The 15,674-nt window shown below is 64.5% G+C and carries 13 protein-coding genes; 12 read left to right on the plus strand and 1 reads right to left on the minus strand.

Features of this window, described 5'->3' with window-relative positions; genetic code table 11:
- Positions 1-59 precede the first annotated feature (59 nt).
- The gene (locus AC0YKC_RS19500) at positions 60-1,985 is read left to right on the plus strand and encodes an LTA synthase family protein (RefSeq protein WP_488512198.1); all 1,926 of its coding nucleotides are present in this window, start codon (positions 60-62) and stop codon (positions 1,983-1,985) included.
- A 109-nt stretch (positions 1,986-2,094) separates the two neighbouring features.
- On the opposite strand, the gene AC0YKC_RS19505 is transcribed toward AC0YKC_RS19500, so the two are convergent.
- On the minus strand, positions 2,095-3,723 hold the full coding sequence (locus AC0YKC_RS19505; RefSeq protein ID WP_488512199.1) for a pilus assembly protein: 1,629 nt from the start codon (positions 3,721-3,723) through the stop codon (positions 2,095-2,097).
- A gap of 465 nt (positions 3,724-4,188) precedes the next feature.
- Between AC0YKC_RS19505 and rpsF the strand changes: the two genes are divergently transcribed.
- The 11 genes from rpsF to AC0YKC_RS19560 all read left to right on the plus strand — a co-directional run bounded on the left by rpsF (position 4,189) and on the right by AC0YKC_RS19560 (position 15,618).
- Positions 4,189-4,689, plus strand: a complete 501-nt coding sequence (gene rpsF / locus AC0YKC_RS19510; protein WP_320296358.1) for a 30S ribosomal protein S6 — start codon at positions 4,189-4,191, stop codon at positions 4,687-4,689.
- Entirely contained in the window at positions 4,689-4,937 is a 249-nt protein-coding gene (rpsR, locus tag AC0YKC_RS19515; protein ID WP_006203718.1) for a 30S ribosomal protein S18, read from the plus strand. Before rpsF ends, rpsR begins: the two co-directional genes overlap by 1 nt.
- 220 nt (positions 4,938-5,157) lie before the next feature.
- Entirely contained in the window at positions 5,158-5,742 is a 585-nt protein-coding gene (gene rplI / locus AC0YKC_RS19520) for a 50S ribosomal protein L9 (protein WP_217576822.1), read from the plus strand.
- A 244-nt stretch (positions 5,743-5,986) separates the two neighbouring features.
- Positions 5,987-7,273: a cyclopropane fatty acid synthase gene (locus AC0YKC_RS19525; RefSeq protein WP_488512200.1), complete on the plus strand. Its 1,287-nt coding sequence runs from the start codon at positions 5,987-5,989 to the stop codon at positions 7,271-7,273.
- Between the two features lie 71 nt (positions 7,274-7,344).
- Positions 7,345-7,665 carry a YnfA family protein gene (locus AC0YKC_RS19530; RefSeq protein WP_434721908.1) on the plus strand — a complete coding sequence of 107 codons (321 nt, stop codon included), beginning with the start codon at positions 7,345-7,347 and terminating at the stop codon, positions 7,663-7,665.
- Positions 7,666-7,734: 69 nt separating this feature from the next.
- Complete coding sequence (locus AC0YKC_RS19535) at positions 7,735-8,700, plus strand: small ribosomal subunit Rsm22 family protein (protein WP_488512201.1); 966 nt, start codon at positions 7,735-7,737, stop codon at positions 8,698-8,700.
- A gap of 583 nt (positions 8,701-9,283) precedes the next feature.
- Entirely contained in the window at positions 9,284-10,774 is a 1,491-nt protein-coding gene (locus tag AC0YKC_RS19540) for a replicative DNA helicase (protein ID WP_320296363.1), read from the plus strand.
- A gap of 227 nt (positions 10,775-11,001) precedes the next feature.
- Complete coding sequence (radA, locus tag AC0YKC_RS19545; RefSeq protein ID WP_320296364.1) at positions 11,002-12,420, plus strand: DNA repair protein RadA; 1,419 nt, start codon at positions 11,002-11,004, stop codon at positions 12,418-12,420.
- Positions 12,421-12,462: 42 nt separating this feature from the next.
- Positions 12,463-13,137 (plus strand): CvpA family protein, encoded by a 675-nt coding sequence (locus AC0YKC_RS19550; protein WP_320296365.1) that lies wholly within the window; start codon positions 12,463-12,465, stop codon positions 13,135-13,137.
- A 110-nt stretch (positions 13,138-13,247) separates the two neighbouring features.
- Positions 13,248-14,729 (plus strand): amidophosphoribosyltransferase, encoded by a 1,482-nt coding sequence (gene purF, locus AC0YKC_RS19555; protein ID WP_488512202.1) that lies wholly within the window; start codon positions 13,248-13,250, stop codon positions 14,727-14,729.
- 145 nt (positions 14,730-14,874) lie between these two features.
- Positions 14,875-15,618: an SDR family NAD(P)-dependent oxidoreductase gene (locus tag AC0YKC_RS19560; protein WP_488512203.1), complete on the plus strand. Its 744-nt coding sequence runs from the start codon at positions 14,875-14,877 to the stop codon at positions 15,616-15,618.
- Positions 15,619-15,674: the final 56 nt, after the last annotated feature.

Consider the following 15,674-nt stretch of genomic DNA (forward strand, 5'->3'; position numbering starts at 1 on the left):
TTCGATGACACAACCGTGACGCGTGTGGAAGGCGGGTTACGTGGGCCGGGGGAAGTAGAGTGGCAAGGATCAGGAAAGGCGCGGCCAAGCCCGCGCCACAGTTTTTGGAAGACGATCCGTCCACCGGCTATCTGCCGGGACGAGCCTGGCCGACCGTGCGCTACGGTCTGGCGACGCTTCTCGCCTCCGCCCTGCTGGTGTTCGCGATCGAATTGATCGTACGCGACGATTTCTTCGGCACGGTCGATTTCTTCCTGCAGCCGTTCAAGCCGGGCTGGACCACCATCATCGTCTTCGCCCTGGTGCTGGTGGGGCTCGACGCCGTACTCGGGCGCAGCCACCAGAGCCTGATGATCGTGGCGCCCCTGACGCTGGCGCTGGCCTTTGTCGGCCACCAGAAATCGCATTATCTCGGCGATCCGCTCTATCCGACGGATTTCCTGTTTGCCCGCCAGATCGTGGCGCTGCTGCCGCTTCTGGTGCGCGAGCGGCCGTGGACGGCCGTCATGCTGGCGGCCGGCATCGTCGGCGGCCTGACGCTGCTCGTCTATGGCTGGCGGAGCTGGCGCCGGCGGGTGCCGATCCTCAGCCGCAAGGGCCGCCTGGCGCGGCTGGCGCTTGCCGTACCGCTGCTCGCTTTCTTCGTCTCGATCATGGACTACGCCACCTTCTCGTGGACGCGCGACAGGCTGCAGATCATCCCGATCATGTGGGACCAGAAGGAAAATTACGCCTCCAACGGCTTCGCGCTCGCCTTCGCGATGAATGTGCCGATGGCGCATGTCTCGGCCCCGCCCGGCTATACCGACAAGGTGTTGGACGCGATCACGCGTCCCGGGGTCGCCGCCTCGGTGCCGGACCAGAAGCCCGACATCATCGTGGTGATGAGCGAATCCTTCTGGGATCCGACGCAGCTGCCCGGCGTCACCATCAAGCCCGATCCGATCCCGACGGTCAGGGCGCTGCGCTCCGGCTCGATGTTCTCCCCCGAGTTCGGCGGCATGACCGCCAATATCGAATTCGAGGCGCTGACCGGCTTTTCCAACGCCTTCCTGCCGGCCGGCTCTATCCCCTACCAGCAATATGTGCGCACCCCGACGCCGTCGCTGGCGACCTTCCTGAAGAGCGAGGGCTACCGGGCGCGCGCCATCCACCCCGGCACCAACTGGTTCTGGAACCGCGGCGCCGTTTATGCCGATTTCGGCTTCAACGACTTCCGCTCGGAAGAGACGCTGCCGCCGATGGAAAAGCGCGGGCCGCTGGCGTCCGACGCGGCGATGACCGACGAGATCATCCGCGAGGCCGACGCCAGCGACGATCCGGTGTTCCTGTTCGCCGTCAGCCTGCAGAACCACGGTCCTTACGAGCCCTATCGCTACTATAACCCGACGCATTCGGTCGACGCGCCGATCAGTTCCTGGGCGCGGGAATCGCTGCTTTCCTATGCCGAGGGCTCGGCCGACGCCGACCGCGGCCTGCAGCGGCTGATCGACTGGGCGAAGGCCCGCCAGCGACCGACCGTCATCGCCTTCTTCGGCGACCATCTGCCGCCGCTCGGACCCGTCTATGTCGAGACCGGCTTCCTCAAGGACAATGTCGCGCCGCGCAAGGAGCCGGCGAACGCCGCGCTCGAGCATCACGACACGCCTTTGGTCATCTGGTCGAACCGTTCCGGTCCGGTGCAGAACCTGGGCTCGGTAAGCCCGGCCTTCCTGCCCTACCATATCCTGACCACGGCGGGCATCACCCACCCCTATTACACCGGCTTCCTCGGCGCGCTGCGCGAACACTACCGCGTGGTCGACCGCAACCTGCTCCTGACGCCCGCGGGCGAAGCGACACCGGACTGGGCGCGGCAGAAGCAGATCGATCCGAAGATCAACGATTTCCGGCTCATCCAATACGACATGATGTTCGGCAAGCGGCGCTCGGCGCCCGACTTCTTCCCCGAGACGGTGGACAAGCTCGTCGCGCATACGAGTTGAGTAATCGGAGCTGGCAAGCGAACGCCCGTCGAGCGCCGATCGTCGCACAGATGACGAGAACGAAAACGGTCGTGGCGCGACCGTTCCCATGCCGCGGCGCCAACTCCCTTCAGTTGGTGAGCTGCAGCCTGGAGAACTTGTTGGCGATGCTCTGGAAGACGTTGGGCAGCTTGGCCGGGTCCTCGACGGCGTAATAGTCGCTCGGGTCGGAAGCGCAGGCGCTGTAGAGCGAGCGGTTGGCCGCCGTATCGGCCTGCAGCACCATGGTGTAGATCTGGACGCCCTGGCTCTTCAGCTGTGCGCAGACATTCTTCGTCCAGCCGTCGACGTTGCGCGCCGCCGTCGTCTGGTTGCTCGAACCGAAACGGCTGCTGGCGAGGTAGCCATAGGAGGTGTAGTCCGATTTCTGCGGCGTGTTGGAGGCGCCGTAGACGACGTTCTCGCCGTCGGTCAAAAGCATCACCACCTTGGTGACGCCCGCCGTCTTATAGGGGGCGGCGTCGGTATAGGGCGGCTGCGGCGACAGCACCCGCTGGCCCCAGCTCAAGCCTTCGGACACGTTGGTGCCGGAGCCGTTCCATTCGCTCATCTGGCTCGCCGCCAGGCGCAGCTTGTCGAAGTCGTCGGTCAGCGGAATGATCGGCGTCGGGCAGGCGCGGTTCGGGCCGATAGTGATCGTATTGCCGGCCTCGGTGATTATCTTCGTGGTCGAGGCGACATATTTTCCGATGACCTTCAAATCCGCGCTGAGAAGCGCGTTGACGAGGCCGGTCACGAGACCGCTAAGGTCGATGCCCAGTATGTTCTGGTTCAGCTTGCTGTTGTCTATCGTGTCGTCGAGATAGGAATTGTTGTAGCCGGTCGAAGAATTGCCGTAAGAGGCCGACGGCTTCCTGGCGACGTCCGGGTCGTCCGGCGCGAAATACGGCACGAACAGCGTATCGGGCTTCGACGGGTCCGGCGGCGTGTCGGCGATGTTCAAGGCGCCGGGCCGCGCCTCGACGCAACCCTTCCAGCCCGTGTTGTTCCAGCCGCCCTTCTGGCCGAGCTGTTTGAACAGCGCCATATGGTTCGGGCGCTTGCCGTCGATGACCGGGAAGTTGACGCCGTTGCTGGACGACTTGCCGTCCATGTCGATCCAGGACGGATCGAATTCGGGGCCGTTGACGTTGACGGCGGTGACGAAGGGCACCAGCGAGGCCCGCACGGACCGGGTCGGCGACTTGACCGCCTCGAGATAATCGAGCAGCGACTTGGACGCGGTTCGCAGCGCGGTGATACGCGCGCCGGCCATCGAACCGGTGTTGTCGAGCACCAGCACCACTTCGAGCTGGTTGTTGGATTCGACCGCCGAAGCGTCGACGCTGATGTGCTTTTCGGCGCCGAACAGGAACGCGAAGTTGAGATTGACGTCGGCCGAGGCGGTGGCCTTGGTCTTGACGAAGTTGACGCCTCTGTCGACGGTCAGCGTGGCCTTGGCGTTCGAGAGTTCGCTGTGGCTGGCCACATTGGCCTGGAAATAGCTGTCAAAAGCACCGGCGCGCGTCGTCTCGGCATCGCCGAGATGCGAGGAGGCGAGGTTCGCGGCGTCCAGCGCGTTCTGCAGGTTGCTTTTTGCTCGCATCAGAGTGGAGACATCGGTGGCAAAGGCCACCGCGCCCAGCATGGCAGGCACGCCCACCGCCAGCATCAACGAGAAATTGCCGCGCCTCGAGCGCCAAAACTGCCTGAGAAGCATCCCCTACCCCCTGGAATTGCTCGATTTCCTGCCGCCTTGCGGCTCGCGTGCCTCTCATGCGCTTTTCATGATAAACGGGTGGTTACAACCGGATACAACCTTATGGGGTGGTTAAAGCCCGATTACTGGAAAATCGATAAAAACATGCCTCGGCCGGCGTTGGCGTTTCTTCCGAAACTGCGACACATTGCAGTCCCGCCCGGCAGCTTGCCGGCCTTGCCTTCCTGGAGATTTGCTGTATAGACCCGCGCAATCTGCCGGTCCTTGCTGGGGGCTGAACGGAGGGCCGTGGCCTTTTCGAAGGCCGCGACACGAAGCGAGATACGCTTCCAGCCTCCCGTGTCTCCGCTCTCGACCGTCTCGTGATGCTCCTTTCTTCCCCGCTCCTTGCGACCGGGTCAGACAAGTTGCAGAGGCTTAGCCGCGAGGGCCGGTCAGAGAAACGAAGAAAGGCAGAAAGACATAATGGCTCTTTACGAACATGTGTTTCTTGCCCGGCAGGACCTGTCGCAGCAGCAGGTTGACGCGCTTGTCGAACAGTACAAGGGCGTCATCGCGGCGAATGGCGGATCGGTCGGCCGGATCGAGAACTGGGGACTGAAGTCCCTCACCTACCGGGTCAAGAAGAACCGGAAGGCTTACTACACGCTGATGGACATCACCTGCCCGCCGGCCGCGCTCAATGAAATGGAGCGTCAGATGGGCCTGTCGGAAGACGTCCTTCGCTTCCTGACCATCAAGGTCGAGGCGCATGAGGAAGGTGCTTCGGCGATGATGCAGAAGCGCGAAGAGCGCTCCGAGCGCGGCGGCTTCGGCGACCGCGACCGTGGCGATCGTGGCCCGCGCTCCTTCGGCGACCGCGACCGCGGTGACCGTCCGCCGCGCAGCTTCGGTGGCGACCGCGATGGCGGTGGCGATCGTGGTCCGCGCCGTCCGCGCGAAGGCTTTGAAGGGGGTGCAGAATAATGGTCGACATCAATCAGATCCCGACCCGGCGCCCGTTCCATCGCCGCCGCAAGACCTGCCCGTTCTCCGGCGCCAACGCTCCGAAGATCGACTACAAGGACGTGCGTCTTTTGCAGCGCTACATCTCCGAGCGCGGCAAGATCGTGCCGTCGCGCATCACCGCCGTCAGCCAGAAGAAGCAGCGCGAGCTCGCCAAGGCGATCAAGCGCGCCCGCTTCCTCGGCCTGCTGCCTTACGTGGTTCGCTAAGACCTGACATTGGATGCGGGCGCTTGCCGCCCGCATCCACCTCACGGCGACGGGCGCCGCGAAGGTTTGAAGCTAAATCCCGAGTTGGGGCCGATGGCCTCTAACTGCCCAGACAGGCAGGACAGCGACAAGAGCGGCGACGCCGCACCGAGCTTCCTGACCTGTTCCAATTCATTCAGCGCCGATCGAAAGGTCAGCGCACAGACGAAGGAACGAAACCATGGAAGTCATTCTCCTCGAGCGCATTTCCCGCCTCGGCCAGATGGGCGAGACCGTGAAGGTCAAGGACGGGTTCGCCCGCAATTTCCTGCTGCCGCAGGGCAAGGCGCTGCGCGCCAACGAAGCCAACAAGAAGAAGTTCGAGGGCCAGCGCGCCCAGCTCGAAGCCCGCAACCTGGAGCGCAAGTCGGAAGCCACGCAGGTCGCCGAGAAGCTCGACGGCAAGAGCTTCATCGTGGTGCGCTCGGCCGGCGAGACCGGCCAGCTCTACGGCTCGGTGTCGACCCGCGACATCGCCGATCTGCTCATCGCCGAAGGCTTCACCGTCAACCGCAACCAGATCGAGCTCAACCAGCCGATCAAGACCATCGGCCTCTCCAACGTGGCGATCGCGCTGCATCCGGAAGTCGAGGTCACCGTAACGCTCAACGTCGCCCGTTCGGCCGACGAGGCGGAGCGCCAGGCCAAGGGCGAGACGCTGACCACCGCCGAAGCCATCTATGGCGACGACATCAACGACAACGCCCGGCCGGAGAATTTCTTCGACCCGAACGCTGAGTTCGAAGGCGGCGAAGAGAACGCCTGACCGCTGGGCCTGACCGGCACATCCTCCGAAGCATCGCTTCGCTTAGCAGACGTCCAGGATTTCTGGACCAACGCCCGGGTCTCCGACCCGGGCTTTTTTGTGCCAAAAGGAACTTTTCGACACCCTATATCTTGTGCACATTACAGCGTGGCGCGTCGATTGGACGCGGGCGACGCGCTGTGGCACTTTCGTTCTGGCATTCCAGTCCGATTACCGGGTGATCCGACTGAGGGGACATTTGGTCATGAATATCCTGTTGAAACACGTTCTCGAGCGCCTGGTGCGGGCCGGCGACCTGAAGGTGACCGGGCCGAAGGGCACGACGCACAAGTTCGGCGACGGCAGCGGCGAACCGGTGCACATCCACATCAAGACCATGCATGCCGAGCGCGCCATCAGCTTCGACCCGATGCTGGCGGTGCCCGAAGCCTATATGGACGGCGAGCTGGATGTGCTCGAGGGTGGCGTTCTCGGGCTGATGCGCATCGCGTTCCAGAACATGGGCTCGAGCGGCATCGACGTGTCCTGGTCGAAGGCGATCGAGAATCTGCGACATGCCTTCCGCCGGCTGCAGCAGATCAACACCGCCGCCCGTTCGCGCCGCAATGTGCAGCGCCACTACGACCTGTCGGGCGAGCTCTACAAGCTCTTCCTCGACGAGGACATGCAGTATTCCTGCGCCTATTTCGAGCAACCCGACATGACGCTGGACGAAGCGCAGCTGGCCAAGAAGCGCCACATCGCCGCGAAGCTCAGGCTGAAGGCCGGCCAGACGGTGCTCGACATCGGCTCCGGCTGGGGCGGGCTCGGCCTTTATCTCGCCAAGGCCTTCGACGTCGACGTGCAGGGCGTGACGCTTTCGACCGAGCAGCATGGTGTCGCCACCGACCGCGCGCATGCGCAGGGGCTGCAGGACCGCGTGCATTTCGAGCTCAAGGACTATCGGCACATCAACGAGCGCTTCGACCGCATCGTCTCGGTCGGCATGTTCGAGCATGTCGGCGTCAACCACTACCGCACCTTCTTCGACAAGGCCGCGACGCTGCTTAAGCCGGACGGCGTGATGCTGCTCCACACGATCGGCCGTTCCGGCGTGCCGTGGGCGACCAGCGCCTTCGTACGCAAATACATTTTCCCGGGCGGCTACATCCCGGCCCTTTCCGAAGTGATGCCGGCGATCGAGAAGTCGGGCCTTGTCGTCACCGACATCGAGATCCTGCGGCTGCATTATGCCGATACGCTGAAGCACTGGGGCGCACGCTTCGCCGCCAACCGCGACAAGGCGAAAGCCATCTATGACGAGCGCTTCTGCCGCATGTGGGAGTTCTATCTCGCCGCCTCGGAAGCCGCCTTCCGCTGGCAGGACCTGGTGATCTTCCAGTTCCAGATCGCCAAGAAGAACGACACGCTGCCGATGACGCGCGACTACATGGCCAAATGCGAGAAGGCGCTGGAGCTGCGCGACATCGGGCACAAGGAGCCGGCCGCGCCAGCTCCCGCCAAGCCGACCCGCCGCAAGAAGGTTGAATAGACGCGGCATCGATTGCCGCTTGCCATTACGGCGTGACGCCACGAAAAGGTCTCGTTCGCGAGACCTTTTTCATGACCTACCTCATCTACATCGCAGCAGCGCTGGCCGAGATCGCCGGCTGCTTTTCGTTCTGGGCGTGGTGGCGGCTGGAGAAATCGCCGCTCTGGCTTCTCCCAGGTCTCGCCTCGCTGGCGCTGTTTGCCTTCCTGCTGTCGCTGGTCGACACGGATGCTGCGGGCCGCGCCTATGCCGCCTATGGCGGCATCTACATTGCCGCCTCGCTCGGCTGGCTGTGGCTGGTCGAAGGCGTGCGCCCCGACCGCTGGGACCTGGCGGGTGCGGCGCTCTGCATCGTCGGCGCCTCGGTCATCCTGCTTGCGCCGAGAGCATGATGCCGAAAAGTGTGAAGCGGTTTTCGGACGACATCCTGCTCTATCTCTCTAATTCCAGGGGAGCCTGAGATGGAACTGCCCGCCCGGCTCCGGCAAGGCGTCGACAGCCTCGTGGAGAAGGTGCCGTTGCCGGCGCTGAAACAGGCCGCGAAGACGCTCTCCGAGCGCTACCGCGCCGAGCTGCGCGACGGCCGCCTGCATATGGGCGAGGACATGGCGGTCAAGGCCTATCTGGCGACGCGGCTGCCCGCCACCTATGCCGCCGTGCGGGCCAGCCTCCAGACGCTGACCGATGCGCGACCGGATTTCCAGCCGAAGACCTTGCTCGACGTCGGCGCCGGACCTGGCACCATGCTTTGGGCCACGACTGACGTCTGGCCTGAACTGGAACGGGCGGTGCTGGTCGAGGCAAGCGCCGCCGTGCGCAAGGTCGGCCAGTCGCTCGTGGAAGGCGCGATCGCGGCCCGCGCCGACTGGATCGCCGGCGACGCGACGATAGATCTCGACGGCATCATGCCCGCCGACCTCGTCAGCGCCGCCTACGTGCTGGACGAAATCGCGCCTGCCTCGCTGCCAAAACTCATCGCCCGCCTCTGGGGGCTTACGGCCGACACGCTTCTCATCGTCGAGCCTGGCACGCCCGCCGGCTGGCAGCGCATCCTTGCCGCGCGCCAGCAACTGATCGCGGCGGGCGCGCATGTCCTGGCGCCCTGCCCGCATGCGGCGCCCTGCCCGCTCGCGCCGCCCGACTGGTGCCATTTCGCGCGCCGCGTCGCCCGTTCGCGCCTGCATCGCCTGGTCAAGGAAGCCGAGGTGCCGTGGGAGGACGAGAAGTTCATCTACCTGGCCGCCTCCCGGCAGCCGGCGCCGGCCCGCCCGGCACGGGTGATCGCGCCGCCGAAAGGCGGCTCGGGCAAGGTGGTGCTGAAACTCTGCCAACCGGACGGCAGCGCCGGCGAGCGCCTGTTCAGCAAGCGCGACGGCGAGGTGTTCAAGGCAGCGCGGCGGGCGAACTGGGGCGACACGCTCGGCTGAGCCGTACACGCCCAGAAGGTAGCGGCGTCGATGCGTTGGCGGAATCGCAACTTTGGAGATTGGCCGAAGCGCCCGAACTTCGTCATCCACGGGCGCAGCGACGCGCAGCGGCGCGCAGACCCGAGGATCCATGCCGCGACGTGGCGCGAAGAATGAAGGCGGTGCAGAAGGGAGGTCTCTTCTGCGCCGCTGCATCGCTTATAGGTAACGGCATGGATTCTATGGTCTGCGCCGCGTCGCTTCGCTCCTTGCTCCGCCATAGAATGACGACGAAACAAACGTTTCGGCCAATCGCAAAGGTTAGCGACGGCTAGGCGAACGGAACCGCCGGCCGCCCGGTAGGAGCACCTTCCATACCATCTTACCGAACAAATTGTTCTTGCTTCGTTCCGATCCTGCAACTAAGAATAGTCCCTTGCCGAGTCAACCGGAATCGGGCCACCGGAATACTGTCCTGTGGACGGTTTGCCGTTCCTGTGAACAACGTGAATCACGGTCGGTTGGCCGCATAGTGATGCAGAAAGGTCAGCACCGAATCTTCCCGTTCTGATATCGATAAGGCGGGATCGAAATCGGGGATATCATGGCAGAGGCGGCACTGAAATTCGGCGCGGCGGAAACGCCGCTTTATCGCGAGGCACCGAACAACATCGAAGCCGAGCAGGCGTTGCTCGGCGCAATCCTCGTCAACAACGACGCCTTCTACCGTGTCTCGGATTTCCTCAAGCCGGCGCATTTCTACGAGCCGCTGCACCGCCGCATCTTCGAGATTGCGGCCGAGCTCATCCGCATGGGCAAGATCGCAACGCCGATCACACTCAAGACCTTCCTGCCGGCCGACGAGAAGGTCGGCGACATGACTGTGGCGCAATATGTCGTGCGCCTTGCCGTCGAAGCCGTCACCGTCGTCAATGCGACCGACTATGGCCGCGCCATCTACGATCTCGCCACGCGCCGTGCGCTGATCACCGTCGGCGAGGACATGGTCAACATCGCCTATGACGCGCCGGTCGACATGTCGCCCTCCGACCAGATCGAGGACGCCGAGCGGCGGCTGTTCGAGCTCGCCGAAACCGGCCGTTATGACGGCGGCTTCGAAAGCTTCAACGATGCGGTCAAGACCGCCGTCGACATGGCCAATGCCGCTTATATGCGCGACGGCCATCTGTCCGGCATCTCGACCGGCCTGCGCGATCTCGACCGCCGCATGGGCGGCCTCCAGCCCTCCGATCTGATCGTGCTCGCCGGGCGCCCGGGCATGGGCAAGACGTCCCTGGCCACCAACATCGCCTTCAACATCGCCGAGGCCTATGTCCCGGCGCAGCAGGCCGATGGCAGCTTCAAGGCCGCCAATGGGGGCGTCGTCGGTTTCTTCTCGCTGGAAATGTCGTCGGAGCAGCTCGCCACCCGTATCATTTCCGAGCAGACCGAGATCTCGTCATCAAAGATCCGCCGCGGCGAAATCACAGAAATGGATTTCGAAAAGCTCGTCGCCTGCTCGCAGACCATGCAGAAGATCCCGCTGTTCATTGACCAGACCGGCGGCATCTCGATCGCGCAGTTGTCGGCTCGGGCGCGGCGTCTGAAGCGCCAGCGTGGCCTTGACCTCATTGTCATCGACTATATCCAGCTGATGCAGGGATCGAGCGCCAAGGCCTCGCAGAACCGCGTGCAGGAAATCACCGAGATCACCACGGGCTTGAAGGCTTTGGCGAAGGAACTCGGCGTGCCGATCATCGCGCTGTCACAGCTGTCGCGTCAGGTCGAAAGCCGCGACGACAAGCGCCCGCAGCTCTCGGACCTGCGTGAATCAGGCTCCATCGAGCAGGACGCCGACGTGGTGCTGTTCGTCTATCGCGAGGAATATTACCTCAAGAACCGCGAGCCGAAGCTCGGCACCGAAGAATACGTCAAGTGGGAAAACGAGATGAACGAGGCGCGCGGCAAGGCCGAGTGCATCGTGGCCAAGCAGCGCCACGGACCGACCGGCACCGTCAGCCTCGCCTTCCACGGCGAGTTCACGCGCTTCTCCGATCTGGCTGAAGAGCATCATCTGCCGGAGAGGTTTGAGTAGCGTTTTGGCCAACGTCTCACTCCGTCGCCCCCCTCTCTGTCCTGCCGGACATCTCCCCCTCGAGGGGGGAGATTGGATGTCGCGTCTGCTTTCGCCAATCACCAACGTTGCAGGATGGGCGCCGTCGGCGAAACTGCCGATCTCCCCCCTAGAGGGGGAGATGTCCGGCAGGACAGAGGGGGGCGCGAAGGATCGCGGCGTCCGCCCAGAGCCAAAAAGGTAACAGCGTGGCCAAATCGCGTGTTCAGTTCATCTGCCAGAATTGCGGCTCGGTGCATCAGCGCTGGGCCGGCAAATGCGATGCCTGCGGCGAGTGGAACACGCTGGTCGAGGAAGGCACGTCCGGCGGCATCGGCTCGGGGCCGGCGAACACGCGCAACGCGCGCAAGGGCCGCGCCGTGGTGCTGACCAGCCTGTCGGGCGACATCGAGGACGCGCCGCGCATCGTTTCCGGTATCGGCGAGCTCGACCGCGCCACCGGAGGTGGCTTCGTGCGCGGCTCGGCCCTGCTGGTCGGCGGCGATCCCGGCATCGGCAAGTCGACGCTGCTGACGCAGGCAGCCGCCGCGCTCGCCTCGAAGGGCCATCGCATCGTCTATGTCTCGGGTGAGGAAGCGGTGGCGCAGATCAGGCTCAGGGCACAGCGCCTCGGCGTCGCCTCGACGCCGGTCGAGCTCGCCGCCGAAACCAATGTCGAGGACATCCTGGCCACCATCGCCGACGGCAAGCGGCCAGACCTCGTCATCCTCGATTCCATCCAGACGCTGTGGACCGACCTTGCCGATTCGGCGCCGGGCACCGTCACCCAGGTGCGCGCGGCCGCTCAAGCCATGATCCGCTACGCGAAATCCACAGGCGCCGCGATCGTGCTCGTCGGGCATGTCACCAAGGAAGGCCAGATCGCGGGCCCTCGCGTCGTCGAGCACATGGTCGACGGCGTGCTCTACTTCGAAGGCGAAGGCAACCACCACTTCCGCATCCTGCGCACGGTGAAGAACCGCTTTGGCCCGACCGACGAGATCGGCGTGTTCGAAATGTCGGACAAGGGCCTGCGCGAGGTGTCCAATCCATCCGAGCTGTTTCTCGGCGAACGCCACGCGAAGTCGCCGGGAGCGGCGGTTTTCGCGGGCATGGAAGGCACAAGGCCGGTGCTGGTCGAGATCCAGGCGCTGGTCGCGCCCTCCTCGCTCGGCACGCCGCGCCGCGCCGTCGTCGGCTGGGACGGCGCGCGGCTGTCAATGGTGCTCGCCGTGCTCGAGGCGCATTGCGGCGTCCGTTTCGGCCAGCACGACGTCTATCTCAATGTCGCCGGCGGCTACCGGATCTCGGAGCCGGCGGCCGATCTCGCGGTCGCCGCCGCGCTGGTTTCGTCGCTCACCGGTCTTGCCCTTCCCGCCGATTGCGTCTATTTCGGCGAAATCAGCCTATCGGGCGCCGTGAGGCCGGTCGCGCACGCGCAGCAGCGCCTCAAGGAAGCCGAAAAGCTGGGCTTTGGAAGCGCGGTGCTGCCACTCGGCAGCGAGGAACTTGTCGGTGGTAATGGGGCCGGGGGGATCGGGGCCGGCGCTTTCCAGCCCACCGAGCTTGCCGACCTTGTGGCGCGCATAGCCGGCTCACGGCGCGGCCGTGCCGATGACGCGGAGTGACGCGGCTCCTCGGGCCGTAAGACAGGAAGTGGGGCGAGAACCATGCCGATTACGCTGCTTGACGGAATCCTCGTTGGCTTCACCCTGGTCTCTGCGATGCTCGCCATGGTGCGCGGCTTCTCCCGCGAAGTGCTCTCGGTGGTTTCCTGGGCGGCAGCGGCGGCGGCGGCATTCTTCTTCTACAAGCCGGTCCTGCCCTATGTTCAGCCCTATGTCGAGAATGACAAGATCGCGATGGCGGCTTCGGCGGGCGTCGTCTTCCTCATCGCGCTGATCGTCGTCTCCGTCATCACCATGAAGCTTGCCGACTGGATCATCGATTCGCGCATCGGCGCGCTCGACCGCACGCTCGGCTTCCTCTACGGCGCGGCGCGCGGCATCCTGGTGGTCGCGGTGGCGCTCATGTTCTTCAACTGGCTGGCCGGTGCCAAGGCGCCCGCCTGGGTCGCCAACGCCAAGTCGCGGCCATTGCTGGAGACGATCGGCGCCAAGCTCGAAAGCGTGCTGCCGGAAAACACCGAGGAACTGGTCAACAAATACACGCATAAGGGCACGCCGCAGGCCGGCGCGCCCGCGACCACCGACCAGCCCGCGGCCGAGCCGCCGGCAGGCGACGACAACGCGCCGGCGCCCGACGACAGCGAGAGCGATGCCCCGGCCGACAACGAGCCGGCTCCGGCGCCTGCCCCGGCTCCCGCTCCAGCGCCGGCAAACTGATTGCGGGCAAGCCCACGCGGCTTGTCCCTATTTGTGAATGCCTGACGGTGCGCGTTGCGTTCCGCAAGAGATCGCCCTATATGGCAGCTTTAGCGGAGCTTGAGCACCAGATGGCAGACTCAACGGCAGATGCAGGCAATGTCCTTTCCGCTGAGGCCGATGACCATTTCCACGATGAATGCGGCGTGTTCGGCATTTTTGGCCGGCAGGACGCGGCAGCCATCGTCACGCTCGGCCTGCACGCCTTGCAGCATCGCGGCCAGGAAGCGGCCGGCATCGTCTCGTATGACGGCACCCAGTTCCATGTCGAGCGCCATGTCGGCCTGATCGGCGATACCTTCACCAAACAGCGCGTCATCGACAGCCTGCAAGGCAACCGCGCCATCGGCCACACGCGCTACGCCACCACCGGCGGCGCCGGCGTCCGCAACATCCAGCCTTTCTTCGCCGAGCTCGCCGAAGGCGGTCTTGCCGTGGCTCACAATGGCAACCTGACCAACGCGCTCACCGTGCAGCGCGCATTGCAGAAGCAAGGCTCGATCTTCTCCTCGACCTCCGACACCGAGACGCTGCTGCACCTGGTCGCGACCAGCAAGGAGCGCGACCTGAATTCGCGTTTCATCGATGCGATCCGGCAGGTCGAGGGCGCCTTCTCGCTGGTGGCGATGACGGCCAAGAAGATGATCGGCTGCCGCGATCCGCTCGGCATCCGCCCGCTGGTACTTGGCGATCTCGACGGCGCCTGGATCCTCGCTTCCGAGACCTGCGCGCTCGACATCATCGGCGCCCGCTTCGTGCGCGACGTCAAGCCCGGCGAGATGGTGGTGGTCACCTCGAAGGGTATCGAGAGCCTGTTCCCGTTCGAGCCGCAGAAGACGCGCTTCTGCATCTTCGAATATGTCTATTTCGCGCGGCCAGATTCTTCGGTCGAAGGCCGCAACGTCTATGATGTGAGGAAGCGCATCGGCGCCGAACTCGCGCAGGAAAGCCCGGTCGAGGCCGACATCGTCGTGCCGGTGCCGGATTCCGGCACGCCGGCCGCGATCGGATTCAGCCAGGCCGCCGGCATTCCCTTCGAGCTCGGCATTATCCGCAACCACTATGTCGGGCGCACCTTCATCCAGCCGGGCGATTCCATCCGCCACATGGGCGTGAAGCTGAAGCACAATGCCAACCGCCGTATGATCGAGGGCAAGCGCGTGGTGCTGGTCGACGATTCGATCGTGCGCGGCACCACCAGCCAGAAGATCGTGCAGATGGTGCGCGAGGCCGGCGCCAGGGAAGTGCATATGCGCATCGCCTCGCCGCCAACCAGCGCGTCCTGCTTCTACGGCGTCGACACGCCGGAAAAGTCGAAACTGCTTGCCTCGCGCATGTCGGTCGAGGAGATGGCGGAGTTCATCCGCGTCGATTCACTCGGCTTCCTGTCTATCGACGGGCTCTACCGCGCCGTCGGCGAGGCACGCCGCGACAACGACCAGCCGCAATTCTGCGACGCATGCTTCACGGGACAGTACCCCACCCGCCTGCTCGACTTCGAAGGCCATGACAATGTGCGCACGCTGTCGCTGCTGGCGAGCGGCGGGGCGTAATCGCAGTATTTGTTTTGACGCAATTCCGGACGGAAAACCGCTGGACACTTTTCCTGGAATTGCAGTGTTTGTTTTTGACGCAATTCCGGACGGAAAACCGTTACACACTTTTCCTGGAATTGCTCCAGCTCACGGAAACTCCTGAATGACCCTCGACCTTTCCGGCCGCGTGGCGGTCGTAACCGGCGCCTCGCGCGGCATCGGCTATTTCATCGCCAAGGAACTGGCGGCGGCCGGCGCGCATGTGATCGCGGTCGCCCGCACCGTGGGCGGACTGGAAGAGCTCGACGACCAGATCAAGGCGGACGGCCGGGGCCAGGCGACGCTGGTGCCGCTCGATCTTTCCGACATGGCCGGAATCGACCGTCTCGGCGGTGCCATCCACGAGCGCTGGGGCAAACTCGATATCCTGGTTGCCAATGCCGGCGTCCTCGGCGTGATCTCGCCGATCGGCCATGTCGAGGCCAAGACATTCGAGAAGGTGATGACCATCAACGTCACCTCGACCTGGCGGCTGATCCGCTCGGTCGATCCGCTGCTGAGGCTCTCAGACGCCGGCCGCGCCATTATCCTGTCGTCCAACGCGGCCCATTCGGCGCGCGCCTTCTGGGCGCCCTATGCCGCTTCCAAGGCCGCGGTCGAAACGATGATGCGCTCCTGGGCGCATGAGACCGAGACCCTGCCGCTGCGGGTGAACGCCGCCGATCCGGGCGCGACCCGAACGGCAATGCGCGCGCAGGCTATGCCCGGCGAGGATCCGGAGACGCTGCCGCATCCGTCCGAGATCGCCAGGCGCATCGTGCCTCTGGCAAGCCCGGAGCTGAAAGAGACGGGCCTGATCTTCCAGGCCAAGCACAACCGCTTCGTCGCCTACCGCCAGCCCGAATAGGTTCGGACAAACCTGACCGCAACGCGGATGAAATAGGCCTCCGGCAACGTTCTTCG

The organism is Mesorhizobium sp. CNPSo 4661 (assembly GCF_057784215.1).

What these genes read in the sequence shown, in the direction of transcription:
- AC0YKC_RS19560 (WP_488512203.1), top strand. Translation starts at nt 14,875, where the DNA reads ATGACCCTCGACCTTTCCGGCCGCGTGGCGGTCGTAACCGGCGCCTCG.
- rplI (WP_217576822.1), top strand. Translation starts at nt 5,158, where the DNA reads ATGGAAGTCATTCTCCTCGAGCGCATTTCCCGCCTCGGCCAGATGGGC.
- AC0YKC_RS19525 (WP_488512200.1), top strand. Translation starts at nt 5,987, where the DNA reads ATGAATATCCTGTTGAAACACGTTCTCGAGCGCCTGGTGCGGGCCGGC.
- AC0YKC_RS19505 (WP_488512199.1), bottom strand. Translation starts at nt 3,723, where the DNA reads ATGCTTCTCAGGCAGTTTTGGCGCTCGAGGCGCGGCAATTTCTCGTTG.
- rpsR (WP_006203718.1), top strand. Translation starts at nt 4,689, where the DNA reads ATGGTCGACATCAATCAGATCCCGACCCGGCGCCCGTTCCATCGCCGC.
- AC0YKC_RS19530 (WP_434721908.1), top strand. Translation starts at nt 7,345, where the DNA reads ATGACCTACCTCATCTACATCGCAGCAGCGCTGGCCGAGATCGCCGGC.
- AC0YKC_RS19550 (WP_320296365.1), top strand. Translation starts at nt 12,463, where the DNA reads ATGCCGATTACGCTGCTTGACGGAATCCTCGTTGGCTTCACCCTGGTC.
- rpsF (WP_320296358.1), top strand. Translation starts at nt 4,189, where the DNA reads ATGGCTCTTTACGAACATGTGTTTCTTGCCCGGCAGGACCTGTCGCAG.
- AC0YKC_RS19540 (WP_320296363.1), top strand. Translation starts at nt 9,284, where the DNA reads ATGGCAGAGGCGGCACTGAAATTCGGCGCGGCGGAAACGCCGCTTTAT.
- purF (WP_488512202.1), top strand. Translation starts at nt 13,248, where the DNA reads ATGGCAGACTCAACGGCAGATGCAGGCAATGTCCTTTCCGCTGAGGCC.
- AC0YKC_RS19535 (WP_488512201.1), top strand. Translation starts at nt 7,735, where the DNA reads ATGGAACTGCCCGCCCGGCTCCGGCAAGGCGTCGACAGCCTCGTGGAG.